The organism is Pseudomonas sp. 10C3, assembly GCF_036346185.1.
GTDB lineage: Bacteria > Pseudomonadota > Gammaproteobacteria > Pseudomonadales > Pseudomonadaceae > Aquipseudomonas.
The window spans coordinates 80,266-104,701 of record NZ_JASJVE010000007.1 but is presented as its reverse complement, the minus strand read 5'-3'; the positions used below and the strand labels follow the sequence as shown (position 1 = coordinate 104,701).

The following is a 24,436-nucleotide window of genomic DNA, read 5'->3' as shown; positions in this document are numbered from 1 at the left end:
TCAGCGGCGTTGATCGGCTCGTTCCGGGGCTGAATCGTCATCAACCTGATCAGGCGGTACTTCGCCGCTCTGGCGGGTGTCGATGCTCACCACCACTGACATCCCCGGTCGCAAGCGTTTGGCCTGGGGTTGATCGGGGTCAACGACGATCCGCACCGGTATCCGCTGGGCAATCTTGACGAAGTTCCCCGTGGCATTGTCCGCGGGTAGCAGGCTGAACTCCGAGCCAGCGGCGGGCGAGATTCGCTGTACCCTGCCCTGCATCTTCTGATGGTCGATGGCGTCGACGCTGAAGGTTACCGGCTGACCGAGACGTACGTTGGCCATCTGGGTTTCTTTCATATTGGCGATGATCCACAGCCGATCCGGCACCAGCGCCATCAGTTGCGCCCCCGAATTGACGTAAGCGCCCAACCGCACGCCGATCTGCCCCAACTGACCATCACGCGGGGCTGTAACCCGCGTGTTGGACAGGTCGATACGCGCCAGTTCGATGGCGGCCTCGGCATTGGCCACCGACGCTTCCAGCGAGCCACGATTGACGATCACGGTTTGCAGATCCTGGCGAGAAATCTCCAGCGAAGCTTGCGCCTCGGCGACGGCGGCGACAGCTTGGGCATTGTCTGCGCGGCTCAGGTCCAGGTCGCGCCTGGACACTGAGCCATCGGCGACCAAATCCTCGTTACGGCGCAAATCAGCGGCGGTCTTGCGGCCTTGGGCAATAGTGTTGGCCAGAGCGGCCTGTCGCAGGAGGATGGTCGCTTCGGCACTGCGACGCTGCTGCAGGTTGTTGGCCCGCGCCGCTTTCTGCACCGCCAGTTGGGCCAGCGCCTGATCCAGGTGCTGCTTGTAGATCCGATCATCGAGACGCACCAACACATCGCCGGCCTTGACGAACTGGAAGTCCTGCACGGGCACCTCATACACATACCCGCTGAGCTGAGGCCCGATGATCGTCACCTGCCCCCTGACCAACGCGTTTTCCGTACTCTCGATGGCACTGCTGAACGGCGGTAGTTGCCAGGCGTAAAGCACGATCAATATGCCGATGAGCGCAATCGAGCCAAATATCAATGAAGAGAAAATCCGTACCCGCAACGGACGCGGCTGAGTACTCGGCGGTTCCGTGACGGGCGCCGGCGGCGGGCCTGAAGAGGCCGCTGGTGTGGCGTTTGCCGGAGTATTGGGCTCAGTCATGAAAGTTCAGCGCCACTGGAGGGGTCGGAGGACGTCGTTGTCGGGGCAGGAGCAATTTTTTCGGTGGTCATCTTCAGCCAGAGACTGCGCAGGAAAATCCAGATAAGGGTCAGCACCGCGATCAGCGCGATCATCATGAATACATCGTTGTAGGCGAGAACATTTGCCTCTCGGGTCGCCGCCGCTGCAAGGGTGCGAATCCCCTGGTTGGTACGCAGCGACGGGTCGGCAATGGCGGAGGCATAACTGCCACTGGCGATTTGCAGGCTCGATTGCACCTGGGCATTGATCAACGTCAGGTGTTCGACGATGTGACTGGAGTGAAATTTCTCGCGCACAACCTGCAGCGTGCCCAACGCCGCCGACCCGATCAGCCCGCCAAGGCTTTGGGTGATACCGAACAACACCGAAAAGCTCACCAGATTACGCGGGTTGCCAATCACCCCGCTCATCCCCTGTACCAGGGTCGGACCGAGGAAAAAGGTACCCCCGAAGGCCAGCAGAAACTGGCTCAGGTACATGTTCTCGGGCCGGGTCAGATTGGTCGAGCTGCTGTCCATCCAGGCACCCACGGCCATTGTCGCCAGCGAAATGATCACCGGTTTGAACAGGTGCTGCGGATCGATGGTCAGCGCACTGGCCGCCAGCCCCACCACGCTGCCCAGCAACATCACCAGATACAGGCTGTGCATCTGCTGGCTGCTCATGTTCAACACTTGCAAAAAGCCCACCGCGCCGATGGACTGTTCCGACAACACGATACGAATCAACATCACGGCCAAACCCAGACGAAGGATTCGGCCGCTGCCCAGCCAGCGAGTGATCAGCAAGGGGTTGGTGCGGTTATGTTCGATCGCCAAGCCAGCAAAGACCAGGGCGATCGATGCAGCCGAGGCGATACCGATCCATGGCGCCTCAAGCCACCAGTCAATCCGTCCCAACGACAGCACGGCGCACAATAAGGCAAAGCCGCTGGCGAGCAGGCCGAAGGTGAGAAAGTCGAGTGTTTCAAACGCCTTGAACCGGTCGCCCGGGGGCAGTTTGAGCAGGAGCACGCAGCCCAGCGAGAGCAACGCCATGCCCAGTTCAAAGAGATAAAGGCCGCGCCATTCGGCGATTTGCAACAGGTCTTCGGACACCAGTCGCGCCAGAGGAATCGCCAGCTGCGAAGTGCCCAGGCCAAGGACCAGCGCCTTCATTCGCCATTTCTGCGGGAAGGCCTGGATCATGTAGTACAGCCCCAACGAACTGAGTGCCGCGCCGACCATACCGTGGGCCGCACGCACGGCCACCGCCGACCCCAGGTCGTTGACGAACAGGTGCGCGAACGTCACCAGCGCATACAACACCAAAAATACTTCAGTGAATGCACGCAAGCCAAACTGCTGGCGAAACTTCACCAACAGCAGGTTCATCGACACGTTGGTCATGACATATGCGGCGGGCAGCCAGGCAATTTCCGCAGTCGTCGCACCCAAAGCGCCTTGCAAGTACGGCAGATTGGCAACCACCAGTGCATTACCCAGACCGCCGGTCAACGCAACGATCACACCGACGATTGCAAACGCCCAACGTTTGCCCGTCGAGTGCAACGGCGTGGACGGGGAGCCAGGCAGTGCCGGGCGCTCGTGGGGCGCCCAATGGCGAGGGGTGTACTCGTTCATCGAGTGGACCTGATGGAGTATCTCCTCAAATGTTCATGAACCGAGCGAGTCCAGATCAGTAAAGCGCGCGGTCAAGGCGTAGTAAACCGTAGGACAGGAGTTCTTGCCAGCGTTGGGTGAAACCGATTGAAACGAGCCTTGGACTCGCTGATTTCAAGCGGACAGGAATACCCGGCAGCCTTTTATATTCCGCGATCCGACATTCGGTTTGAACATTACGCGCGCACTGCACATCACAGTTATTACCCCTGTCAGGGTGACCTTCAAAGCCGAAGGTGTACAGGGCTGAACAACGTGCCAGCCATTGAACTGCCAAAGAGAGGACCTGATGATCAGCACCTCAAGCGAGCGACGTAATATCCCCACCGGTAACGCACGTCTCAAGCGCTATCTGTCTATTCGACGCAGGACCGAGAACCTGATCGCACCACTGAGTGCCGAGGACATGGTCGTTCAGTCAATGCCTGACGCAAGCCCGACAAAATGGCACATGGCGCATACCACGTGGTTCTTTGAAACGTTTCTGCTGGCCGAGAACGTTGTCGACTACCGCCCTTTCGATCCGGCATTCGGTTACCTGTTCAACTCGTATTACGAAGCCGTCGGCCCGCGTCATCCCCGACCGCAGCGCGGGCTGATGACACGTCCGAGCGTGGACAGAGTACTGGACTACCGCAAGCATGTGGACGAACACATGCGCACGCTGCTTGAGGCAGACATAACCACCGCCACTGCCGATTTGCTTGAGCTGGGTCTGGCCCATGAGGAACAACATCAAGAGTTGTTGCTGATGGACATCTTGCACCTGTTCAGCACCTCCTCGCTCAAGCCGGCCTATGACCCACGTTGGCCCAAAGACCTTCCCGGGCGGCGCGGCCGGTTCAAGCCGCTCAAGGGGGGGCTGACGGAAATCGGCCACAAGGGCCAAGGCTTTGCCTTTGACAATGAAGGCCCCCGACACACCACCTACCTGCAACCGTTCGAAATCAGCGACCGCCTGGTGACCAACGGCGAATGGCTGGCGTTCATGGCGGACGGTGGCTATACCCAAGCCGGGCTATGGCTATCGGACGGCTGGGCCGCGGCCCAGGAACATGGCTGGAATGCCCCACTTTATTGGCAATACGACGCGCCCGGCTGGCGCCAGCTGACCTTGCGCGGGCTGGAAGCCATTGACCCGACAGCGCCAGTGATCAACATCAGCTATTACGAAGCGGCCGCCTTTGCCCACTGGGCTGATGCGCGCCTGCCAACAGAGGCCGAATGGGAAGCTGCCGCAGAGGCCGGACTGCTGGAGCAGGTGGATGACGTCGCCTGGCAATGGACGCAAAGTGCCTACAGCGCCTACCCGGGGTTTCGTCCGGCTGCTGGCGCGGTGGGCGAGTACAACGGCAAATTCATGATCAACCTGATGGTCCTTCGCGGCGGGGCCAGTGTCACCGCCCCTGGCCACACCCGCACGACCTACCGCAACTTTTTCCACCCGGAAAAGCGCTGGATGTTTTCCGGCCTGCGCCTGGCCCGTGATGCCCGCCAGCCTGGCGCAGTGAACAGCCACGACAGCGAGTTCGCCCGCGACGTGATTGCCGGGTTGTCGGCGTCGGTGAAAAGTCTGTCGCCCAAGTATTTCTATGACGCTGCTGGCTCCGAGCTGTTCGAGGCCATTTGCGAGACCGCCGAGTACTACCCGACCCGCGCTGAAACCGCCCTGTTGACTCACGTGGCCCAACAGCTTGCCAGTACCATTCCAGACGGTGCAGCGCTGGTGGAGTTCGGCAGTGGCGCCTGCGAAAAAACCCGTCTGTTGCTCGATGCAGCGCCGCAGCTTGCGCTGTATGTACCGATCGACATCAGCGCCAACGCATTAAAGAAGGCCGCCGTACGACTGAGGAAACGCTACCCGCACTTGAACATCGTGCCTCAGATTGACGATTTCAGCCGCGCCCTGCAATTGCCGACCGAGGTAGCCGGGCACACCTGTGTGGGATTTTTCCCCGGCTCGACCATTGGTAACTTCACTCACGATCAAGCCGTGAAGTTTCTGCGTTCAGCCCGGACCTTGTTGGGCGATCAGGCACATTTCATCGTTGGAGTGGATCTGCTCAAAGAGGCCGACATTCTGGTGGCCGCTTACGACGATGCCGACGGTGTCACCGCGCGTTTCAACAAGAATCTGTTGACCCGTATCAACCGCGAATTCGACGGCGACTTCAACGTCGAGGCCTTCGACCATCTGGCGCTGTGGAACGAAACCGAGGAGCGCATGGAAATGCATTTGGTGAGCCGCCGCGAACATGTAGTCAAGGTCGCTGGACACACGTTCCACTTCAACGCTGGCGAACGCCTGCACACCGAGAATTCACACAAGTTCAGCATCGAATCATTCACCGCGCTTGCGGCGGACGCCAACTGGTCGGTGAGTGCTTTCTGGGTGAGCGAAGCCCCCCAAGTGGCGCTGTTCAGTTTGAAGGCTTGAGGCCTATTTGGCATGTCCTCTCTTTGGCCCATGCAAAAATGCCCAACCGCACTGCAGTATTCTCGATTGTCATTTGCAAATTTGCACTGGTAGCATCCGTGGGTCATTTCTCGCACCAGATGAGAAGCAGAACAATAAAGCAGCAGGGAGATAGCCATGACTGCCCAGGAATTACCCGTTGAAACTGGCAACGCTGTACTCGCCACGGTGCGTAACCATATCGGCCATTTGACCCTCAACCGCCCCGCTGGCTTGAATGCCCTCTCCCTGGACATGGTCCGCATCCTGCAAAAACAGCTCGATGCCTGGGCTCAGGACGATGAGGTGTACGCCGTGGTCTTGCGCGGCAGCGGCGACAAGGCCTTCTGCGCCGGTGGCGATATCCGTTCGTTGTACGACAGCCACAAAAATGGCCTGACTGTGCATCTGGACTTTTTCGTCGAGGAGTACGCCCTCGACCTGGCCATCCACCGCTACCGTAAACCCGTGTTGGCGCTGATGGATGGCTATGTGCTTGGCGGCGGAATGGGCCTGGCTCAAGGCGCCGACTTGCGGGTGGTCACCGAACGCAGCCGACTGGCGATGCCGGAAGTCGCCATCGGCTACTTCCCGGACGTGGGCGGCAGTTATTTCCTGTCGCGGGTACAGGGCGAGCTGGGGGTTTACCTTGGCGTCACCGGCGTACAGATTCGTGCGGCGGACGCACTGTATTGCGGGTTGGCCGACTGGTACCTGAACAGCGAAGTTTTACCGCAGTTGGACCAGCAACTGGACAGCCTGCTGTGGAATGACAACGCACTGAAGGATTTACAAAACCTGCTGGCAAAAAACGCCGTGCAGCAATTGCCCGATGCCCCGCTGGAAAAACTGCGTCCGGTCATCGACCATTTCTTCAGCCAGCCGAACGTGCAGAGCATCATCGAACAACTGCGTGAAGTCACCGTGGCTAACAGCCACGACTGGGCGATGAGTACGGCTGCCTTGATGGAAAGTCGCTCGCCGCTGGCGATGTCGGTCACCCTGGAAATGCTGCGTCGAGGTCGCCATTTACCACTTGAAGCCTGCTTCGCTCTGGAGCTGCACCTCGATCGCCAGTGGTTCAAGCGCGGCGACCTGATCGAAGGGGTCCGCGCACTGATTGTCGACAAAGATAAAAATCCACAGTGGAACCCACCCACCGTGCAGGCGCTCAGTGCCGAGCATGTCCAAAGCTTCTTTAACGGCCATGAGGGCTAAGCCATGCACGACCTCGAACTGACAGAAGAACAGGTAATGATTCGCGACATGGCGCGCGACTTCGCCCGTAATGAAATCGCACCCTATGCCCAGGCATGGGAAAAAGCCGGCTGGATCGATGACGCCCTGGTCGCCAAAATGGGCGAACTGGGCCTGTTGGGCATGGTGGTCCCGGAAGAATGGGGCGGCACTTATGTCGATTACGTCGCCTACGCCCTGGCCGTGGAAGAGATTTCCGCAGGCGATGGCGCGACAGGTGCGCTCATGAGTATTCACAACTCGGTGGGCTGTGGCCCGGTGCTCAACTACGGCACCGAGGCGCAAAAGCAGACGTGGCTGGCCGAGCTGGCAAGCGGTCAGGCCATCGGCTGCTTTGCCCTGACCGAGCCACAGGCGGGCTCCGAAGCACACAACCTGCGGACCCGTGCTGAGTTGCAGGGCGACGAATGGGTCATCAATGGCGCCAAGCAGTTCGTCAGTAACGGCAAACGCGCCAAACTGGCCATTGTTTTCGCCGTGACCGATCCCGAATTGGGCAAGAAAGGCCTGTCGGCGTTTCTGGTACCGACCGATACGTCGGGCTTCGTCGTGGACCGTACCGAACACAAGATGGGCATTCGCGCATCAGACACCTGCGCTGTGACCTTGAGCAATTGCCGCGTCCCCGTCGCCAACCTGCTGGGCGAGCGTGGCAAGGGCCTGGCCATTGCCCTGTCCAACCTTGAAGGCGGACGCATCGGCATTGCCGCACAGGCACTGGGCATCGCCCGCGCCGCGTTCGAAGCCGCATTGGCGTATGCACGTGAGCGGGTGCAGTTCGACAAGCCGATCATCGAGCACCAAAGCGTCTCGAACATGCTCGCCGACATGCACACCCAACTCAACGCTGCACGCCTGCTGATCCTCCACGCGGCGCGCCTGCGCAGCGCGGGTAAACCCTGCTTGTCGGAAGCGTCACAAGCCAAGCTGTTCGCGTCGGAAATGGCTGAGAAAGTCTGCTCCAAGGCGATGCAGATCCATGGCGGCTATGGCTACCTGGAAGACTACCCGGTGGAGCGTTATTACCGGGATGCACGGATCACCCAGATCTACGAAGGTTCCAGTGAAATCCAGCGCCTGGTCATCGCCCGTGAGTTGCGGCACTACACGATTTGATTCGCCGGTATAAGAGCTAAGACGAGCCGCTTTTTAAAGCGGCTCATTTTCAATGCAGCCTTGATGCACCCGACAAGCGAGTCAAGCGGCGAAGCGTTGGCGCCCCAACAACGTGACGAGAAGGCCCAAAGAGTCAGCATTTCCCAGGATGATTTCGCTGCGTTTTTCAGCATCGGCCAGAAAAACCGGGCGAGCGTCTGCCAGGGTTGTCTGTCCGGTGATGTTCAGAACGAATTGCTTACCCTCCCCTTCATCATTGATGTCTTGCCACTGGCCATTTTTAAAGTGCTTGAACAGCTGACTGATGGGGGTCCGATGCGAAAGATAGCGGTGATGCAACTCCTCCAGATCGGATTTGATCCGAATCTGGTCCGGCGTATCGATGGCCAACAAATCGAGGAAAGGGGCCGTGGCCTCCAGGTAAGCGATGTCGTGCGTGTCATTGCTCAGGTGAGACAGTTCGTGGATGAGTGCAGCCGCTCGATAGTGGGACCTCAGATTGAAACCCGCGCTGCCAACGGCTGAAGGCTTGAGGTGATATTTCGACGCTTCAAAAAACTGCTCGCTCAGGTAGATACGCTGGAGTGGATCAGCTTTTAGCGTGAACGCGACAGTGGTTTCGTACCCTGCCCGATTCACCCCCAAGACAAAACGGGGTGAAGAATAAGGTGCCAACGAGGCATCCATCACGGCGTTGAACAAGCCCGTTGTCGACTTTTTGATTGCATCGACAAGTCCGGCACTCGGCGTCTGTACACCGAAGAACTCACCAATGATTGTGTTGACCTGTGCATTGAGCGGTGCAGCGGGCGTTCGCACGTTCAGATTTTCCAGGCAGGTCTCGATATAGCGTTTGGTTTGCAGATGGGCGCGACCAATCCTGCGCGCGTGGTCTCGATACCCCAGACGTATCGCAGGCATTCCACTGGCCAGAACGTCGAACTCATGATTGACCGCTGCGTCGATCTCACTCAGGGTTAAAGCATCAGGAGATTTAGGCCGAGTAAGAAGCCCGCCTCCCCCCCTCAACCCCCAACGCACATTGAGTTCCCATTGCTGATGGTCATTGAGTTTCAGGTTCGGCCCGACATTGTCACCACTGACAATGTGCCAGGCCCCCTCATCCTGCATCTGTACCTGATAGACCTTGCCAGCGACAGCCGCATACTTTTTCAGCGTCAAGGGCGCCTGGTAAAGGTTGTACAGCTCATCTTTCATCAAATCGCTCAATGCGATATCGGACACTTCGAACGCCTGCAAACGGACTTTTACGTCTGGGGGCAATTGGGCATTTCGCCAAGAGAATCCCAGCGGCGCGTCAAGGTCACTCAGCACCTCAGAGGCTGAATCGTCGACCTCCAGCGCCTTCAAGGCTGAATGTTTGGCCGACACAAAAATGGCCAAAGCAGCGGTAAACTCCGACACTGCCTCGCCCCAGTGTCGACTGGCGGCCGAGGTGGCTGATGAGTGAAACAACGATAGCCCTTGCCAGCCAGCAGCCATCAGGCCGAGATCGCCGGGCAGAAAAATAAGGACTTGCTCGGCCTGAAGCGTCATCAGGTACGTGAGCGACTCCCAATCAGCCTGGGCAGTAGTGACTGTCTGCGTTTTCGCTATTTCCTTGAATACGCTAACGGCATCACGGAACAGATACTGCAAAACATTGCCCTCAACAGGTTCGCTGTCCAGGGTGATAGGCCCCAATGAAAACATTGGGAAATCCGTATAGAACTCGGTACTCCACACCGGAGGCAGAAGGAAGCTGTGATGGCCATAACGCGTTTGCACGTCGGGCGTGACACGCTGCATGAGCTGAGTTTGCAGGCTGCTTGATGTACGTATGTCCTGCAGCAGGCTGGCGTTGTCGGCGTACTCCTTGAAGCAAAAATTCTGGTTAAAAATCGAATAAAGGATCACCGGCCCCTGAGATGGGTCCTTTGGGCCTATGACGTAAAAGCCGGGCACACTGTCCGCCATGGCGCCCGCCTGCGCGATCAGTCGAAGCGGACACAGGATAATGTCCTCTTCATGTACAGTTTGCCGGGCAAGACTATCGGGCATCTCCATGAGGCCCTCGATGTAATCGTAGGCGCTGGCACTGAGCTGCCCTTCAAGCTTTTTCTGAACAGCAGTTTCGATCATCAGCGCTGGCAACTGCTTGAAAAATAAACGTCTGCGAAGGCTGTAGTCTGAATGACTGCTGTCCAGCTTTTGCGTCAGCAGTTTTTGATAATGTGCTCCCACATCCAACGTGTGGATCAACTCACTCAGGTAGGCGGGCGTCAACAGAACGGTAGCCAGGCTCTCTTCAGCAGAACTCACCGCCAGGCTCGCCCCCTGGATCGTCGAAAAATGATTAAGCGAGTATTCGGTCAATGTTTCGGTGTTGACATCGGTCACTGCGGGCAAAAAAGAAGGCGTCTGTCCCGTGCCCACCGGGGCTCCAACGTATCGCGTAAGGGTTATTCGCAAGGTGTCCGGGTCAAATGACTGGCCGGGGAAGTCGATACCCAGCTGGTCGAGTATTTTTTCGCGGGCGTACGCCTTTAGATACGGAATGCCGAATAGAAAATCATTGATCGGATCACCGACCCGAAAGTAACGCTTGAGTACGTCGGCATAGCTCTGCAAGTCGTCAATCGAGGCTTTTTTTAACCAGGCCGGCATTTGCGCTTCGAACAGGGCACTCTGAATGGCCCCTGACATCGCATCCAGTGCTGCATCCATCTGGTCATTGGCCTGGGCAGCGGTCACGAGGTTGCTGAACAGTTTCGTCTCTAGACGGCAGTCCGTTGCGAGTTGAACCGCGTGCTCGACAGCCTTGCATTGCCGGTCCTGCTCGACCCGTTGCAACTGCTCAATGAAATGCTCATTCAGCGGAATAGTATCGATAGACAATAGATTGCCATCGGGTTGCTCCAGGTGTTTGCGGATCATGCACTTTTCAGGCTCGGGAAAAAGATCCAACCATTGCTCGCGGTGATGAGTGTTCGCCAGCTTCGCAATCAATAACCGCTTGAGACCAACAAGTGAGTCGAATCGTCGTACACCCAACAATGAAGACCAGAGCACTACACCCGTGGGGGCGAGTGAGGGTTGATGCAGCATGAAAAGGTTGGTCATCTGCACCGATGGGCGCTTCTCGTCATAGGTGCACGACAGGGCGCAGACTTCGACGATAGCGTCGCCAAATACCCGGCGCAGACTACGCACAGGGTAATCCAGTACTTGCTCAAGCATGACCTGCGCTGGCTGATCGAGGTCGTCCAGACGTCCCTTCAGGTTCAGCTCCAGGCGAAGCAGTGCTGCCGTTATCTCGCACGACAACGCCCGAGGGTCCAATCGGGAGTTGACCTGACGCAGAGCATGCGTGTGGAACCGCCTGGTCTGACGTGCCAGCGCTGCGGAAAACTGGGCATGCGCGTATTTCAGCAGATGATTGACCAACGCAGGCGTCAGCAGTGTGCTGGGGTCTGTCTGCGCAATCGTTGCCGGAGCAAGGATAATCTGATTGTCGACGTGCACATCGACTACTCGATGACCGCTCACCCGGTCGAGCAGCAGGGTGATCAGATCGACTGGGGGCATTGTCGGACTGACTGCGCCAGCTCGGGCTTCTGCCGTGTTTCTCAGCACCTCGACAGGCAATGCCTCAATGAGCTGCACGTGAACATCCTTCGCATCCAGACGGCCATCACACAGGATGGCCAACTGCCTGTTCAGCACATCGCGGGCGCAGGATTCGATACCCGGGTGCGCTTTCCAGATAAGCCGGGATGCATCATCAAGCGTCTGCATCCGCTCTAGCCAGGATGGACTGAGCGTGGCCGCCACGGCCTTGGCAGGTGGGAGTGCCAGTGGGATCGAAGGTGTCAGGCGCCATGCTTCACCGAACGTGCCCGGTACATCACGCCATCGACCACCGCCACCCAGCCGCGACAGGCGATGGTCAATCAGATGACGAATATCCAACGCATCGTCAATCATGACGGCTGCCAGATCGCGGTCTCTGCGAGGCTGATCGATAACGAAAGCCAGATTGCGGTTCTGCAAGGCGATGACCGAGTCGACTCGATCCAGAAACAAGGGCCGGTCGATGTTTTCAAACGCCAACTGCAACCTGGCCGCCGTGCGCACCCGAGCGTGATCATCCAGCGACAGGTAGTGAAGGAGTTCTGTGCGTCCTTCGCCTGTGGAGAAGTGATCGCTCAATTCCCTTCGATTTCGAAACGAACGCAGTCCCTTTCCCACTGAGTAAAGCAGCAGTTCCGACAGCGACGGCACAATCCACTCCACCAGAAATACGCCCGCCAGCTCCGACGGATCTCGATGATCAAGAGACAGTGTGAGCTTCCTGAGGCGAACCTGACCACCATCGCCCCATTGCTCAAGAGACGGATCTAACAGTGAGCTGACTCGTCGAAACTCATGAGCGTCGAGCTTAGCATCGTGCCTGCGTGCCAGCAGCGCCTGTCGGAAGCATTCGGACAACGCAGCGGCAACGTATTCACGACGCGTCTGGCTATGACCTACCGGAGACCACCAAAAATGACCCAGTCGATTATCAAAAGACGTTTTCAGTTCCTTGACCGTATCAGACAGTGCTTGTCGTTGAGGTTGCGCCTCCAGTGAGTCAAGGGTCGTACCCGACGGCCCCAGAAAGCGGTGCTCAGCGCCTTGCGGCAATTCCCGGTCGATGTACTCGTCCAGTGCCGCATCCACGAGCGACTGGACGGCCGTGACGTCTTTCATCGACGACCGCGTTGTTGACTGGATGATCTGCAGAATGTGCGTCGAAGGATCGATTGACGTCTCGGGTATTGCGGTCTTGATCTGCCCTTCCAAGCCGTATTTCAGTACCGATTGCAATGAGGGTGTTTGCTCAAAATGCTGGGCCAGCTCAACGAGTTCTTGTACTTGGTGATCGATGATCTTGAGCATCCGAAACTCAAACAACGGCTCATCGATCAATTGATTTTCGAACGCCGGCACGTCACTTGTTTGCGATCCGAAACGCTTTAGCAATTTGACCAGCAGTTGTTCCCTATCATCGAATCGCTCCAGGCCATACAGCAGGGTACTCAGGTAAACGGTGGTGTCGCTCGATGGGTAGCTGATTAACACGGCCGCAGCCAGTTCAACGTCAGTGGGCAGACCACCGGTTTTGATCACGCGGTCCAGCCGCGGTGGTATCACCGTCCCGTCCAGAGCAGAGGGACCCACCAGCGTTCGCAACCAGCGCGCTTCGTCCTCGTCTATACGTTCGGCGAGGACGGCGTCCGTCACGTCGCGGGAAAATCTTTCTTTGAGCGATTCGGTATGGAAGTACGGGCGGGAGGGGGATGTCATGGCAAGTTTCCTTTTGCGCTGAAAACCACCCCGCCGAACGAATTCCGCGACGGTGGTTGAACGTGAAAGAGAAACTTACCGAATTACCTCGCCTGCCCTGCGTTACATAATGCAAGGCAGGCGCTGACGCACCGCCTTTAGGCGTTAAACCTTCTTATGCTGCTCAACCCAGGCCGCAAACGCGTTCATGAACGTTTGCAGGAAGGGCTTGGTTTGCTCGGACACCGTACCGGCGGCATCGAAAAAAGTCCCCGCGTTGCCCAGGTAGGCTTCCGGCTGCTGCATGCACGGTACGTTAAGAAAAACCAGCGATTGACGCAAATGATGGTTGGCGCCAAAACCGCCAATGGCACCCGGCGAGGCACTGACTACTGCGCCTGGCTTGCCGTCCCAGGCACTTTTGCCATACGGACGCGAACCCACGTCGACGGCGTTTTTCAGGACACCCGGTACCGAACGGTTATATTCCGGGGTGACGAACAGCACGCCATCGGCTGCGCTGATTTGCTGGCGAAAGGCCGTGTAAGCGGCCGGAGGAGAGTCACTATCGATATCTTCGTTATAGAGGGGCAAATCGCCAATTTCGACGATATTCAGCTTCAGGCTGCTGGGTGCCAACGCCACCAACGCGCGCGCGACCTTACGGTTGATTGAGTCCTTTCTCAGACTGCCAACAACAACAGCGATCGTATAGACCTGGCTCATGAAGATTTCCGCTCACTGATTAATGGAGGTGTAAGTTATAGATGAAGTCACCTATTTAGTCTGGTTTTCGGGTCCGACCATTACGATTGAACTGTTGAAAACGCCACGCACAGCCACTTGCTACCCGCAGTACCAACGGCTCAGACTATTTTTTCAGCACTGGAAAACTAGCCTGCAAAACAGCGGTCTGACAAATATAGGTGTAGCAGCTGAATCAATTCGTTCAGACTTACCTTACAAGCGGGCATCGATTGTCAGCGCGTGGTGTTAGCATGTCGGCGCAAATGAGCGGTTATCTCCAGAGGTTACAAAGCAAATGGCTTCAGTTCTCGTCCGACATTTTCATGCAAGAGATGCGGAAGGCCGCGTCTACTCGGTGCATGAATTCCAGGAATCACAGCCCGATGCGGCCAGCGGCACGGAGCCTGTTTCGACCTACCGTCTGGCCATTGGCGATCGAGTCAATCATTTGGGCGGAGATGACTTCGAGTTGCTTCAGTCCGGCGTAAAAATGACCCGCACTCCCTGATCCGGGAGCGTGCATCGTTAACTGTGCTGAATCGTCAGGTTACCTGTGCGCCGTTTTAACGCCCCGCACTGACGTGGCCGCAAGCGGCGATTCAGGTCCGTTTTTGGACATAATTAAATTGCCGCGCTTGCGCTTTCTGTAAATCCAAATCGCTACCCCCTCCCCGCACGCCCCAAGAATAACGTTCAGTAACTTCTGGCGTTAGTCTTCAAACACCAAGTACCAGAAAATCGCGGCTTCCCGTGTTTCAGGGTCGATAGCCCGATACAGCATGTGATCGATGCCACCCATCACAAAACCGCAACGCTCGTAGAGCTTGCAGGCTGCCAGATTATTGTTTTGAGTTTCAAGCATCAGGCCCGGCAGGTGGTGCTTGCGGCTCCAGAACTGCGCAACATCCAGCAGTGACCTCGCCACCCCCTGGCGACGCGCCGAAGCGTCCACAGCCAGCTCGTCCACATGGGCAAAGCCATTCCAGTGAGTGCTGAGCACCACATGGCCCACTGCCCGCTCGCCTAGCCAGGCCACCAGTACCGTGCTGCCAGCAGCGTCCCGATAATGGCAAAACTCTTGGGAATCGATCCCGTAATTCTTGCGATAAGGCTCGACGGGGTCGATTTCCCAGGAGTCGACACGCTGACCAACCTGCGCCAACGCATAGCCGCTGACGGTGAAGGTGAACTCGCTGTTGAGGATGTAATCCTCGAAGCACTCATCCGCGACTCGAATGGACAGTGCCGGGTTTTCCTGAGTCATGACACCACTGCGCTATCTGAAAATGAGTTTACTGGGGAGTTTGCGCTTGAGCCTCTTGCAACTGCACCCACAACGCTGGCGCACCGGCAGATTTCGCGATTGCCGCCATGCGCACGTCGTGCTCAGCCATTTCGCTGTCGCTGGCCCGGATCACCCGCGCCGGTTGCCGATCCGCTGGCAAGCGGCGAATTTCACTGGCCGTGTTGCCCGATCCTTCTCCCGAGCCGTTGCCATCGGTCGCATTGCCTGCCAGAGACAGACTGGTCTGCCCGCCGGTCATGGTCAGATAAACGTCGGCAAGAATCTCGGCATCGAGTAAAGCACCGTGCAATTCACGGCCGGAGTTGTCGACACCGTAACGCTTACACAGTGCATCAAGGCTGTTGCGCTGGCCAGGATGACGCTCCCGGGCCATCGCCAAGGTGTCGAGGATGGTGCAATGCTGAGTAATATCAGCCTTGTCACGCTGCCCCATCAGGGCGAATTCGTTGTTAATGAAGCCGACGTCGAACGCTGCGTTGTGGATGATCAGCTGCGCGCCCTTGATGAACTCGAAAAACTCTTCCGAGACCTCATTGAAGCGCGGCTTGCCCACCAGAAACTCGTTGGTGATGCCGTGGACCCCAATGGCGCCCTCATCACTCTCGCGATCCGGTTGCAGGTACACGTGGAAATGCCGCCCGGTCAGGCGGCGGCCGATCAACTCCACGCAACCGATCTCGATGACCCGGTGGCCATCGGTAACGGGCATACCGGTGGTTTCGGTATCGAGTACGACACTACGCATGTTTGATGCCTCTCACTTCGTCTACACCGCGGTTGGCCAACTGATCGGCGCGCTCGTTGCCGTCATGGCCGGTGTGCCCACGTACCCACTTCCAGGTCACGGTATGGCGATTGACTTGCTCATCGAGCAACTGCCACAAGTCGGCATTTTTCACCGGTTGTTTGGCCGCGGTTTTCCAGCCGCGTTTCTTCCAGTTGACCAGCCACTCCTTCATGCCCTTCATGACATATTCGGAGTCGGTAACAACCAGTACGTTGCAGTGCCGTTTGAGTTCTTCAAGACCACGAATGGCCGCGGTCAGCTCCATCCGATTGTTGGTGGTATTGGCCTCGCCACCCCACAGCTCTTTTTCGATTCCCTTGCATACCAACAAGGCGCCCCAACCGCCAGGGCCAGGATTACCTTTACAGGCGCCGTCGGTGAATATTTCAACGCTTTCGCTCACTACAACCGTTTCCATCAAACCTTCCATCGAGCTTTCCACCGAACTTTCATCGACAAACCATCAACCGGCTTGTCTTGCGTAACGCTTTACGGCTGCGGATTGCGCCGATTGACCTTGGCCATCGGCAATGGCAGCAGTTTGCCCATGGTCTCACGCCGCACCTGACGCACAGGACGCAGACCGACCACGATCTTGCGTGCAACCAGTAAGTAGAAGCCGCCGCCGGGACTTTGCCAACCGTCGCCGAGGCGTTCCAGCCCGGCCAGTCGTGCTTGCCAGGCCGCTGAAGCAAGCGGCGGACGATAGCACCCGAAGCGTCGTTTCTCCAGCGCAAAGCCCAGCAGGTTCAACCAGTCCACCACCCGCGACGGCGAAATGCAGCGGGCCTTGCGCAGGGCATCATGAGCGAAAACATGCCGCAGCCCCCAGGCGCTCCACGGGTTGATCCCGATAATCAAAAGATGTCCACCGGGACGCACACTGCTGGCCGCTTCACGCAGCAAACCGTGAGGCGACAGACAGAAATCCAGACCATGCTGCATGACCACAACGTCGGCGGCGTGCTCGCTCAGGGGCCAGGCCTGTTCTTCACAGACGATTTCCACGCCGGGCAAAGGTGCACCCAGACGTACGTTACGCTGGACCTGTTTAGCCGCTGGCGGCGCTTCGGCAGAAGGGCCGTAATGCACCAGGTAGCCGCCAAAAAAACGGCCCAGCTCATCTTCGAGCACCCGCCGCTCCTCCTCCAGCAGCAGTTGCCCTACCGGTCCGGACAACCACTCACGGGCTGAGCTGATCAGCGCAAGCCATTCAGAATCAGCCTGGGCGAAAGCTTTATCAGTCATTTCTGTTCTCCATGAGGGCACTCGCGTAGAACCTCTATAGACCCTAAGATGCACCATTGTTTCCCGCTTAGCGAACTGCGCCATGATACAGATTGATGCCCTGCCCGCTTTCACTGACAACTACATTTGGTTGTTACAAAACACTGCCAGCCGGTGCTGCGCGGTGGTCGATCCTGGCGATGCTGCACCGGTTCTGGCCTGGCTGGAACAGCATCCGGGTTGGCAGCTCAGCGACATTCTGGTCACCCACCACCATTTCGATCATGTGGGCGGCGTCGAGCAACTGAAAAAAGCCACTGGTGCCCGGGTACTGGGTCCTGCGGCCGAAAACATCCCGGCGCGAGATGTCGCGCTTAACGACAACGACCCGATCAGCGTACTCGGCCTGACCTTTGCTGTGTACGCTGTGCCCGGTCATACCCTGGGCCATATCGCGTTCTACCACGACGACCCGACCACGCCGTTACTGTTTTGCGGCGACACGCTGTTCGCGGCAGGTTGTGGCCGACTGTTTGAAGGCACACCCGAGCAAATGCATCAGTCATTGAGCCGTCTGGCGGCGCTGCCGGACAGCACACTGGTGTATTGCACACATGAGTACACCCTGAGCAATCTGCGCTTCGCCCAAGCGGTAGAACCGGGTAATTGCGACATCGCCGAACGCTTCGCCCAAGTGAGCCAATGGCGCAGCGAAAACCGGATCAGCCTACCTTCAAATTTAGCGCTGGAACGACGCACTAACCCATTCATTCGGACCCATGAAAGATCCGTTAAAGAAAAAGCAGACGAACGGACTGGCACGGACAATCAGTCGCCAAGTGCTATTTTTGCTAGCTTGCGTGCTTGGAAAGATAAGTTCTAAGCACCGTCTTGATCAGCATAGAAATTCTGAAAGGTTGACCGTTGGCTGGCTGGTTCCTAGAATCGCCCGACATTTTCGCCTGGAACTACCCCCCAGCCAATGTCGTCATCCATACGCAAAGTCATCAATTCAGACGCATTGACCCGACTGGTCCAGGCTATCGCCGTGGCCCTGAGCGCTACGCTGGCCGGCTGTCAGACCACCAGCCAAATCGACTCTGTCAGTACCCATCACGCGCCGAATCTCGCCGCCGGCATCAAGCAAAAACCGATTTTTCTCAGTGACAAACCGACCCCACTAGTACCTCAGGATGTCTGGGAGCGGATGCGTCAGGGCTTCCAGTTGCAAGAAGGCAACGGTCAGAACCCACGTATCGATCAACAACGTCTATGGTTCGCCAACAATCCATCCTTTCTGGAAAACGCTGGCGAACGCGGCAGCCTCTACATGCATTACATCGTAGAGCGCCTCGAAGAACGCAACATGCCGCTGGAACTGGCCTTGCTTCCGGTAATCGAAAGCGCCTACAACCCCCTGGCCTATTCACGCAGCGACGCGGTAGGCCTGTGGCAGTTCATTCCATCGACCGGGCGTTACTTCAACCTTCGTCAGACCAGCTTTTACGACGGCCGCCGCGACATTACCGCCTCGACCATCGCCGCCCTGGACTACCTGACACGCCTGCACGATATGTTCAACGGTGACTGGCTTTTGGCGCTTGCTGCCTATAACGCTGGCGAAGGTACCGTCAGCCGGGCCATCGAACGCAACCAGAAACTTGGCCTGCCCACTGATTACTGGAACCTGCCACTGCCGCAGGAAACTCAGGATTACGTGCCCAAGTTCCTCGCACTGTCCCAAGTGGTGCTCGCACCGGAAGCCTACGGCGTCAACCTCAATCCGATTGCCAACCAGCCCTACTTCCAAGTCGTTGAACTCAACCAGCGCATGGACCTGTCAAAGGTCGCCGCCATGGCGGATATCGACGAAGACGAGCTTTTCCAGCTTAACCCGGCGTTCAAGAAACGCATGACCGTCGACGGTCCACAGCATTTGCTGGTGCCAACCGCCAAGGCACAGTTGCTGACCGCCAGCCTGTCGAACATGAAACCTCAGAAACTGGCGGGCTGGCAACAATACCGCGTGCGCACTGGCGACACGCTGGCCAGCCGCGACAAACCCACGCGAAGCCGCAACTACAGGGTGAAAAAGGGCGATAACCTGGTAGCCATCGCCAAAGCCAACAAAGTTGAGGTCAAAGACCTGCAGCACTGGAACCAACTGTCCGGGCGAAACCTGAAAGTCGGGCAGACCCTGGTCATGCAGGACATGATCAGCCCCAAGGGTAAAGGCAAAAGCAAAGGCAAAAGCAAAAGCAGCGACAAGAAGTCGACCCAGTACACGATACGCAAAGGCGATTCGATGTACATGGTGGCCAAACGTTTCAACGTCGAGATGGAGCATCTCCAACGCTTGAACCCACGTAGCGGCCATGCCCTCAAACCAGGCCAGACCCTGACCGTGTATCAGGCCCCTTGAGATCCACTGGCTTGCACCCCTGAATAACCAGACGGGATACACAGCAAAGGGCCACCCTGGAGGTGGCCTTTTTCCAACGGATACAAGCTGTTACTGTACCGACCAAGAAGCCCAAGCCTCCTGGATCGAATCTCTGACTTGATACGCCTCCTCCTGTTATTCACCTTGGTCTTGAGCTTTTCCGCAGGCGCAACCATCAGCGAAAGCCATGGTTACGCGCAGTTCGGTGTGCTCAAGTACCCAGCCAGCTTTACCCATTTCGACTGGGTCAATCCCGAGGCGCCGAAAGGCGGTACCTTGCGGATGATGGCATTTGGCACTTTCGATACGCTCAACCCTTACACGTTCAAGGGCAGCAGTCCGATTTCGACGCCAAATTTTCTGCAATACGGGGTCAACGAGCTCAACGAACCGTTGATGATCGGCACCGGTCAGTACGACCCGTCCGGTGATGAGCCGACCTCCAGCTACGGCCTGATCGCGCAAACCGTCGAATACAGCGAAGACCGCAGTTGGGTGGTCTTCAACCTGCGCCCGCAGGCGCGTTTCCATGATGGCAAACCAATCACCGCGTATGACGTGGCGTTCTCCTATCGGTTACTGCTCAAGGAAGGTCATCCGCAATACCGCACTGCCCTGCAGGAAGTGCAGCGGGTCGACATTCTTGGTCGCCATCGCATCCGCTTCGTCTTCAAGCGTGCCGGCAACCCCTTGCTCATCCTGCGTCTCGGCGAACTGCCGGTATTGCCGCAGCACTACTGGAAAGATCGCGATTTCAAAGCCACCACCTTCGAACCACCCGTGGGCAGTGGTCCTTACCGGATTACCAAGGTGCAACCCGGACGGCAACTGGTGTTTGAGCGGGTCAAGGACTGGTGGGGCAAAGATCTGGCGGTGAACCGTGGCAAGTACAACTTCGATCGGGTCAACGTGGAGTTCTACCGCGACAGCGATGTGGCATTCGAAGCATTCAAGGCTGGTGAGTTCGACATCTACATCGAGCATCAGGCCAAAAACTGGTCCAACGGATACAACTTTCCGGCGATCGCCCGTGGCGACGTGATCAAAGCGCAGATCCCGCACAAGATTCCAACCCAGACCCAAGGGCTGTTCATGAACTCCCGGCGCGGCACCTTCTCGGACGTCAAGGTGCGCGAAGCGCTGGGGCTGATGTTTAATTTCGAGTGGACCAATCGCGCGCTATTCAGTGACGCCTACACCCGCTCGGCGAGCTACTACCCTAACAGCGAGTTCTCAGCCACCGGCCTGCCGTCAGGTCACGAGTGGCTGATGCTGTCGCCCTGGCGTGATCAGTTGCCGCCGAACCTGTTCACCCAGCCGTTTAGTGTGTCTAAAACCGAGGGGGGTGATATTCCCCGGGAAACCCTGCGCAAAGCGCTCGGGCTGTTTGCCGAAGCGGGCTGGAAGTTGTCGGATCAGCGGTTACTCAATCGCAACGGGCAGCCCTTGCGCTTCGAAATATTGCTGGTCAATCCCAACCTTGAGCGGATTCTGCAGCCTTACATTGAGGACCTCTCTCGCCTCGGGATCGACGCTCGCTTACGGACGGTAGATCGCGCCCAATACAAGCAGCGCCTGGACCAGTTCGATTTCGATATGATCTTGATGACCTTGAACCAGAGCCTCAGCCCCGGTCTTGAGCAATGGCAGTACTTTCACTCCAGTCAGGCTGGAATCAAAGGCAGCAAGAATTACGCAGGCGTATCCAGCCCGGTGGTCGACAGCCTGCTCGATCAATTGCTGGCGGCACAATCACGCGACGAACAAATCGCCGCAGCCCGTGCCTTGGACCGGGTGTTGCTTTGGCAGCAGTACTGCATCCCAAACTGGTACCTCGATTATCATCGCCTGGCGTACCGCAACCGGTTCGCCCAGGTCACCACCCCAACCTACACTCTGGGTTTGCGTGCGTGGTGGCTCAAGCCTTCGGAGAAAACCCAATGATTGCTATGCGCTCCCTGCTGATGCGGGCCAGCGGCATGTTGCTGATGGGCGTGGCCTGCATAGCCCTGGCCGCCCCCGAACACGCAGTGACCCTGTACAACGAGGCGCCGAAATACCCCGCCAATTTCAAACATTTCGATTACGTCAATCAGGACGCCCCCAAGGGCGGCAGCTTTCGTCAGGCCGGCTTTGGCAGTTTCGACAGCCTCAACCCCTTTATCAATAAAGGCGTGCCAGCTGACGACATCGGCATGATTTACGACACCCTGACCCGCCATAGTCTGGATGAGCCCTTTACCGAATACGGCCTGATTGCCGGCAAAATCGAAAAAGCGCCGGACAATAGCTGGGTGCGCTTCTATTTGCGCCCCGAAGCCCACTTCCACGATGGTCACCCCATCCGTGCCGAAGACGTGGTATTCAGCTTCCAGACCCTGATCAAGAACGGTGCCCCGATGTATCGCGGCTACTATGCAGACGTTGATCAGGTCATCGCCGAAGACCCTCTGCGCGTGCTGTTCAAGTTCAAAAGCAGCAACAACCGCGAGTTGCCACTGATCCTCGGCCAACTGCCGGTCCTGCCCAAGCACTGGTGGGAAAATCGCGACTTCGCCAAAGGCAATCTGGAAATCCCGTTAGGTAGCGGCCCGTACAAGGTGGCCGAAGTCAAAGCCGGGCGCTCGATCCGTTACGAACGGGTCAAGGACTACTGGGGCAAAGACCTGCCGGTTAACCGTGGTTTTTACAACTTCGACACCCTGTCCATCGATTACTATCGAGACAATACCGTTGCCCTTGAAGCACTCAAAGCCGGGCAATTCGATTATTGGCTCGAAACCAGCGCCAAGAACTGGGCCACGGCTTACAACACGCCTGCCGTCAACGCCGGTCGGTTGATCAAGGAAGAAATCCCCAACGGCAACCCTACCGGCATGCAGGGCTTTGTCTTCAACCTGCGGCGTCCGATATTTCAAGACGTGCGGGTGCGTGAAGCATTGAACCTGTTGCTGGATTTCCAGTGGACCAACAAGCAACTGTTCAATGGCGCCTACACCCGGACCAAAAGCTACTTCGATAATTCGGACATGGCCTCCAGCGGCTTGCCGAGTAAAGACGAACTGGCCGTACTCGAGCCGTTGCGCGGCACCATTCCTGACCGGGTGTTCACTGACGAGTTCAAGCTGCCGGTCACCGATGCCAGCGGCATGATTCGCCCACAACAGCGTAAAGCCTTTCAACTGCTGCAAGAGGCCGGTTGGAGGATCGTAGGCGACAAGATGGTCGACACCCAAGGCAAGCCAGTGACCCTCGAGTTCTTGTTGGCGCAGACCGAATTCGAACGCATCCTGCTGCCCTTCAAGCGCAACCTCAGCGACCTCGGCATCGATCTGGTGCTGCGTCGGGTCGATGTCTCGCAATACGTAAACCGCCTGCGTTCGCGTGACTTCGACCTGATTGTCAGCGGCTTTCCGCAATCCAGTTCACCGGGCAACGAACAACGCGAGTATTGGCACTCCTCCAGCGCGGAGAAGCCGGGCAGCCGCAATTTCATCGGCCTCAAAGACCCGGCCATCGATAGCCTGGTCGACGGACTGATCGATGCCGACTCGCGGCAAAGCCTGATCACCCACGCCCGTGCGCTGGACCGTGTGCTGCTTTGGGGCTACTACGTGATCCCCAACTGGCACATCAAAACCTGGCGTGTGGCGTACTGGGACCATATCGGTCATCCCAAGGTGACACCGCTGTTCGACGTCGCTACCTCGACCTGGTGGATAAAACCCGACGCCAAACCGGCCAACCCTGCACAACCCCCTGAGCAAGCCGAGCCGGCGAGCGTGGAGCAATAAGATGCTGGCTTATATTTTTCGGCGTTTGCTGCTGATCATTCCGACGTTGTTCGGCATTTTGCTGATCAATTTCGTGATCATCCAGGCAGCGCCCGGCGGTCCGGTGGAGCAGATGATCGCCAAGATCGAGGGCTTCGATGGCGCAACCAGTCGCATTGCGGGCGGTGGCGCAGAGGTGTCGGTGGCAGGCTCCAGTTATCGCGGTGCGCAAGGGCTTGATCCAGCACTGGTGAAGGAAATCGAGCACCTGTATGGCTTCGACAAGTCAGCACCCGAACGCCTGTGGATCATGATCAAGAACTACGCCACGCTGGATTTTGGCGACAGTTTTTTCCGCGATGCCAAAGTGATCGATCTGATTATCGAGAAGATGCCGGTGTCCATTTCCCTTGGACTGTGGAGCACCTTAATCATGTACCTGGTATCGATCCCGCTGGGGATTGCCAAGGCGACACGTCACGGTAGCCACTTCGATGTCTGGACCAGCTCGGCGATCATCGTCGGGTACGCCATTCCGGCCTTTCTGTTTGCCATCCTGCTGATCGTGGTGTTCGCTGGCGGTAGCTATTTCGACTGGTTCCCCTTGCGCGGCCTGACCTCGAACAACTTCTCCGAGCTGAGCTGGGGCGGTAAAGTGTTCGATTACTTCTGGCACCTGACGTTGCCCGTCACCGCACTGGTGATCGGCAACTTCGCGACCATGACCCTGCTGACCAAAAACAGCTTTCTCGACGAGATCGGCAAGCAGTACGTCATCACCGCCAAAGCCAAGGGCCTGAGCCAGCATCGTGTGCTGTACGGCCATGTGTTTCGTAACGCCATGCTGTTGGTGATCGCGGGGTTCCCTTCGGCCTTTATCAGCATCTTCTTCACCGGCTCGCTGCTGGTGGAAGTGATCTTCTCCCTCGACGGCTTGGGCTTGATGAGTTTCGAGGCGGCCATCAACCGCGACTATCCGGTGGTCTTCGGTACTTTGTTTCTTTTTACCCTGCTCGGGCTGGTGGTGAAATTGATCGGTGACATCACGTATACGCTGGTCGATCCACGTATCGACTTCGAAAGCAGGGAGAATTGAC

At 57.5% G+C, this 24,436-nt stretch carries 17 protein-coding genes; 9 read left to right on the top strand and 8 right to left on the bottom strand.

Annotated features, from left to right (window positions below; all coding sequences use genetic code 11):
* Both QN399_RS08530 and QN399_RS08525 read right to left on the bottom strand, forming a co-directional pair.
* On the bottom strand, positions 1–1,197 hold the full coding sequence (locus tag QN399_RS08530) for an HlyD family secretion protein (protein ID WP_330200823.1): 1,197 nt from the start codon (positions 1,195–1,197) through the stop codon (positions 1–3).
* The gene (locus QN399_RS08525) at positions 1,194–2,861 is read right to left on the bottom strand and encodes an MFS transporter (protein ID WP_330200822.1); all 1,668 of its coding nucleotides are present in this window, start codon (positions 2,859–2,861) and stop codon (positions 1,194–1,196) included. Before QN399_RS08525 ends, QN399_RS08530 begins: the two co-directional genes overlap by 4 nt.
* 328 nt (positions 2,862–3,189) lie before the next feature.
* On the opposite strand from QN399_RS08525, the gene egtB reads away from it, so the two are divergent.
* From egtB to QN399_RS08510, 3 genes are all read left to right on the top strand, one after another.
* Positions 3,190–5,337 (top strand): ergothioneine biosynthesis protein EgtB, encoded by a 2,148-nt coding sequence (gene egtB, locus QN399_RS08520; RefSeq protein ID WP_330200821.1) that lies wholly within the window; start codon positions 3,190–3,192, stop codon positions 5,335–5,337.
* A 156-nt stretch (positions 5,338–5,493) separates the two neighbouring features.
* Complete coding sequence (locus QN399_RS08515) at positions 5,494–6,573, top strand: enoyl-CoA hydratase/isomerase family protein (RefSeq protein ID WP_330200820.1); 1,080 nt, start codon at positions 5,494–5,496, stop codon at positions 6,571–6,573.
* Positions 6,574–6,576: 3 nt separating this feature from the next.
* On the top strand, positions 6,577–7,728 hold the full coding sequence (locus QN399_RS08510) for an acyl-CoA dehydrogenase family protein (RefSeq protein ID WP_330200819.1): 1,152 nt from the start codon (positions 6,577–6,579) through the stop codon (positions 7,726–7,728).
* 81 nt (positions 7,729–7,809) lie between these two features.
* Here the strand turns inward: QN399_RS08510 and QN399_RS08505 are convergent, their stop codons facing one another.
* Both QN399_RS08505 and QN399_RS08500 read right to left on the bottom strand, forming a co-directional pair.
* Positions 7,810–13,077, bottom strand: coding sequence for a DUF6543 domain-containing protein (locus QN399_RS08505; RefSeq protein WP_330200818.1), 5,268 nt, complete (start codon positions 13,075–13,077; stop codon positions 7,810–7,812).
* Positions 13,078–13,221: 144 nt separating this feature from the next.
* Entirely contained in the window at positions 13,222–13,782 is a 561-nt protein-coding gene (locus tag QN399_RS08500; protein ID WP_330200817.1) for an NAD(P)H-dependent oxidoreductase, read from the bottom strand.
* Between the two features lie 316 nt (positions 13,783–14,098).
* On the opposite strand from QN399_RS08500, the gene QN399_RS08495 reads away from it, so the two are divergent.
* Positions 14,099–14,311, top strand: a complete 213-nt coding sequence (locus QN399_RS08495; RefSeq protein ID WP_219061461.1) for a hypothetical protein — start codon at positions 14,099–14,101, stop codon at positions 14,309–14,311.
* A 201-nt stretch (positions 14,312–14,512) separates the two neighbouring features.
* Here QN399_RS08495 and QN399_RS08490 read toward each other — a convergent pair whose 3' ends face one another.
* From QN399_RS08490 to QN399_RS08475, 4 genes are all read right to left on the bottom strand, one after another.
* On the bottom strand, positions 14,513–15,067 hold the full coding sequence (locus QN399_RS08490) for a GNAT family N-acetyltransferase (protein WP_330200816.1): 555 nt from the start codon (positions 15,065–15,067) through the stop codon (positions 14,513–14,515).
* A gap of 28 nt (positions 15,068–15,095) precedes the next feature.
* Positions 15,096–15,854, bottom strand: coding sequence for a DNA polymerase III subunit epsilon (gene dnaQ, locus QN399_RS08485; protein WP_219061463.1), 759 nt, complete (start codon positions 15,852–15,854; stop codon positions 15,096–15,098).
* Positions 15,847–16,299, bottom strand: a complete 453-nt coding sequence (gene rnhA / locus QN399_RS08480) for a ribonuclease HI (protein WP_330200855.1) — start codon at positions 16,297–16,299, stop codon at positions 15,847–15,849. The genes dnaQ and rnhA overlap by 8 nt, the downstream gene beginning before the upstream one ends.
* 86 nt (positions 16,300–16,385) lie before the next feature.
* Positions 16,386–17,144 carry a methyltransferase domain-containing protein gene (locus QN399_RS08475; RefSeq protein ID WP_322178284.1) on the bottom strand — a complete coding sequence of 253 codons (759 nt, stop codon included), beginning with the start codon at positions 17,142–17,144 and terminating at the stop codon, positions 16,386–16,388.
* A gap of 82 nt (positions 17,145–17,226) precedes the next feature.
* Between QN399_RS08475 and gloB the strand changes: the two genes are divergently transcribed.
* The 5 genes from gloB to QN399_RS08450 all read left to right on the top strand — a co-directional run bounded on the left by gloB (position 17,227) and on the right by QN399_RS08450 (position 24,435).
* Positions 17,227–18,006 (top strand): hydroxyacylglutathione hydrolase, encoded by a 780-nt coding sequence (gene gloB, locus QN399_RS08470; RefSeq protein WP_323565848.1) that lies wholly within the window; start codon positions 17,227–17,229, stop codon positions 18,004–18,006.
* A 99-nt stretch (positions 18,007–18,105) separates the two neighbouring features.
* Positions 18,106–19,545, top strand: coding sequence for a LysM peptidoglycan-binding domain-containing protein (locus QN399_RS08465; RefSeq protein WP_330200815.1), 1,440 nt, complete (start codon positions 18,106–18,108; stop codon positions 19,543–19,545).
* 138 nt (positions 19,546–19,683) lie between these two features.
* The gene (locus QN399_RS08460; protein ID WP_330200814.1) at positions 19,684–21,510 is read left to right on the top strand and encodes an extracellular solute-binding protein; all 1,827 of its coding nucleotides are present in this window, start codon (positions 19,684–19,686) and stop codon (positions 21,508–21,510) included.
* Entirely contained in the window at positions 21,507–23,360 is a 1,854-nt protein-coding gene (locus tag QN399_RS08455; RefSeq protein WP_330200813.1) for an extracellular solute-binding protein, read from the top strand. Before QN399_RS08460 ends, QN399_RS08455 begins: the two co-directional genes overlap by 4 nt.
* Before the next feature lies 1 nt (position 23,361).
* Positions 23,362–24,435: a microcin C ABC transporter permease YejB gene (locus QN399_RS08450; RefSeq protein WP_322178279.1), complete on the top strand. Its 1,074-nt coding sequence runs from the start codon at positions 23,362–23,364 to the stop codon at positions 24,433–24,435.
* Position 24,436: the final 1 nt, after the last annotated feature.

What these genes read in the sequence shown, in the direction of transcription:
- gloB (WP_323565848.1), top strand. Translation starts at nt 17,227, where the DNA reads ATGATACAGATTGATGCCCTGCCCGCTTTCACTGACAACTACATTTGG.
- QN399_RS08455 (WP_330200813.1), top strand. Translation starts at nt 21,507, where the DNA reads ATGATTGCTATGCGCTCCCTGCTGATGCGGGCCAGCGGCATGTTGCTG.
- QN399_RS08510 (WP_330200819.1), top strand. Translation starts at nt 6,577, where the DNA reads ATGCACGACCTCGAACTGACAGAAGAACAGGTAATGATTCGCGACATG.
- QN399_RS08495 (WP_219061461.1), top strand. Translation starts at nt 14,099, where the DNA reads ATGGCTTCAGTTCTCGTCCGACATTTTCATGCAAGAGATGCGGAAGGC.
- QN399_RS08505 (WP_330200818.1), bottom strand. Translation starts at nt 13,077, where the DNA reads ATGACATCCCCCTCCCGCCCGTACTTCCATACCGAATCGCTCAAAGAA.
- QN399_RS08475 (WP_322178284.1), bottom strand. Translation starts at nt 17,144, where the DNA reads ATGACTGATAAAGCTTTCGCCCAGGCTGATTCTGAATGGCTTGCGCTG.
- QN399_RS08500 (WP_330200817.1), bottom strand. Translation starts at nt 13,782, where the DNA reads ATGAGCCAGGTCTATACGATCGCTGTTGTTGTTGGCAGTCTGAGAAAG.
- QN399_RS08465 (WP_330200815.1), top strand. Translation starts at nt 18,106, where the DNA reads ATGTCGTCATCCATACGCAAAGTCATCAATTCAGACGCATTGACCCGA.
- egtB (WP_330200821.1), top strand. Translation starts at nt 3,190, where the DNA reads ATGATCAGCACCTCAAGCGAGCGACGTAATATCCCCACCGGTAACGCA.
- dnaQ (WP_219061463.1), bottom strand. Translation starts at nt 15,854, where the DNA reads ATGCGTAGTGTCGTACTCGATACCGAAACCACCGGTATGCCCGTTACC.
- QN399_RS08450 (WP_322178279.1), top strand. Translation starts at nt 23,362, where the DNA reads ATGCTGGCTTATATTTTTCGGCGTTTGCTGCTGATCATTCCGACGTTG.
- QN399_RS08525 (WP_330200822.1), bottom strand. Translation starts at nt 2,861, where the DNA reads ATGAACGAGTACACCCCTCGCCATTGGGCGCCCCACGAGCGCCCGGCA.
- QN399_RS08530 (WP_330200823.1), bottom strand. Translation starts at nt 1,197, where the DNA reads ATGACTGAGCCCAATACTCCGGCAAACGCCACACCAGCGGCCTCTTCA.
- QN399_RS08490 (WP_330200816.1), bottom strand. Translation starts at nt 15,067, where the DNA reads ATGACTCAGGAAAACCCGGCACTGTCCATTCGAGTCGCGGATGAGTGC.
- QN399_RS08515 (WP_330200820.1), top strand. Translation starts at nt 5,494, where the DNA reads ATGACTGCCCAGGAATTACCCGTTGAAACTGGCAACGCTGTACTCGCC.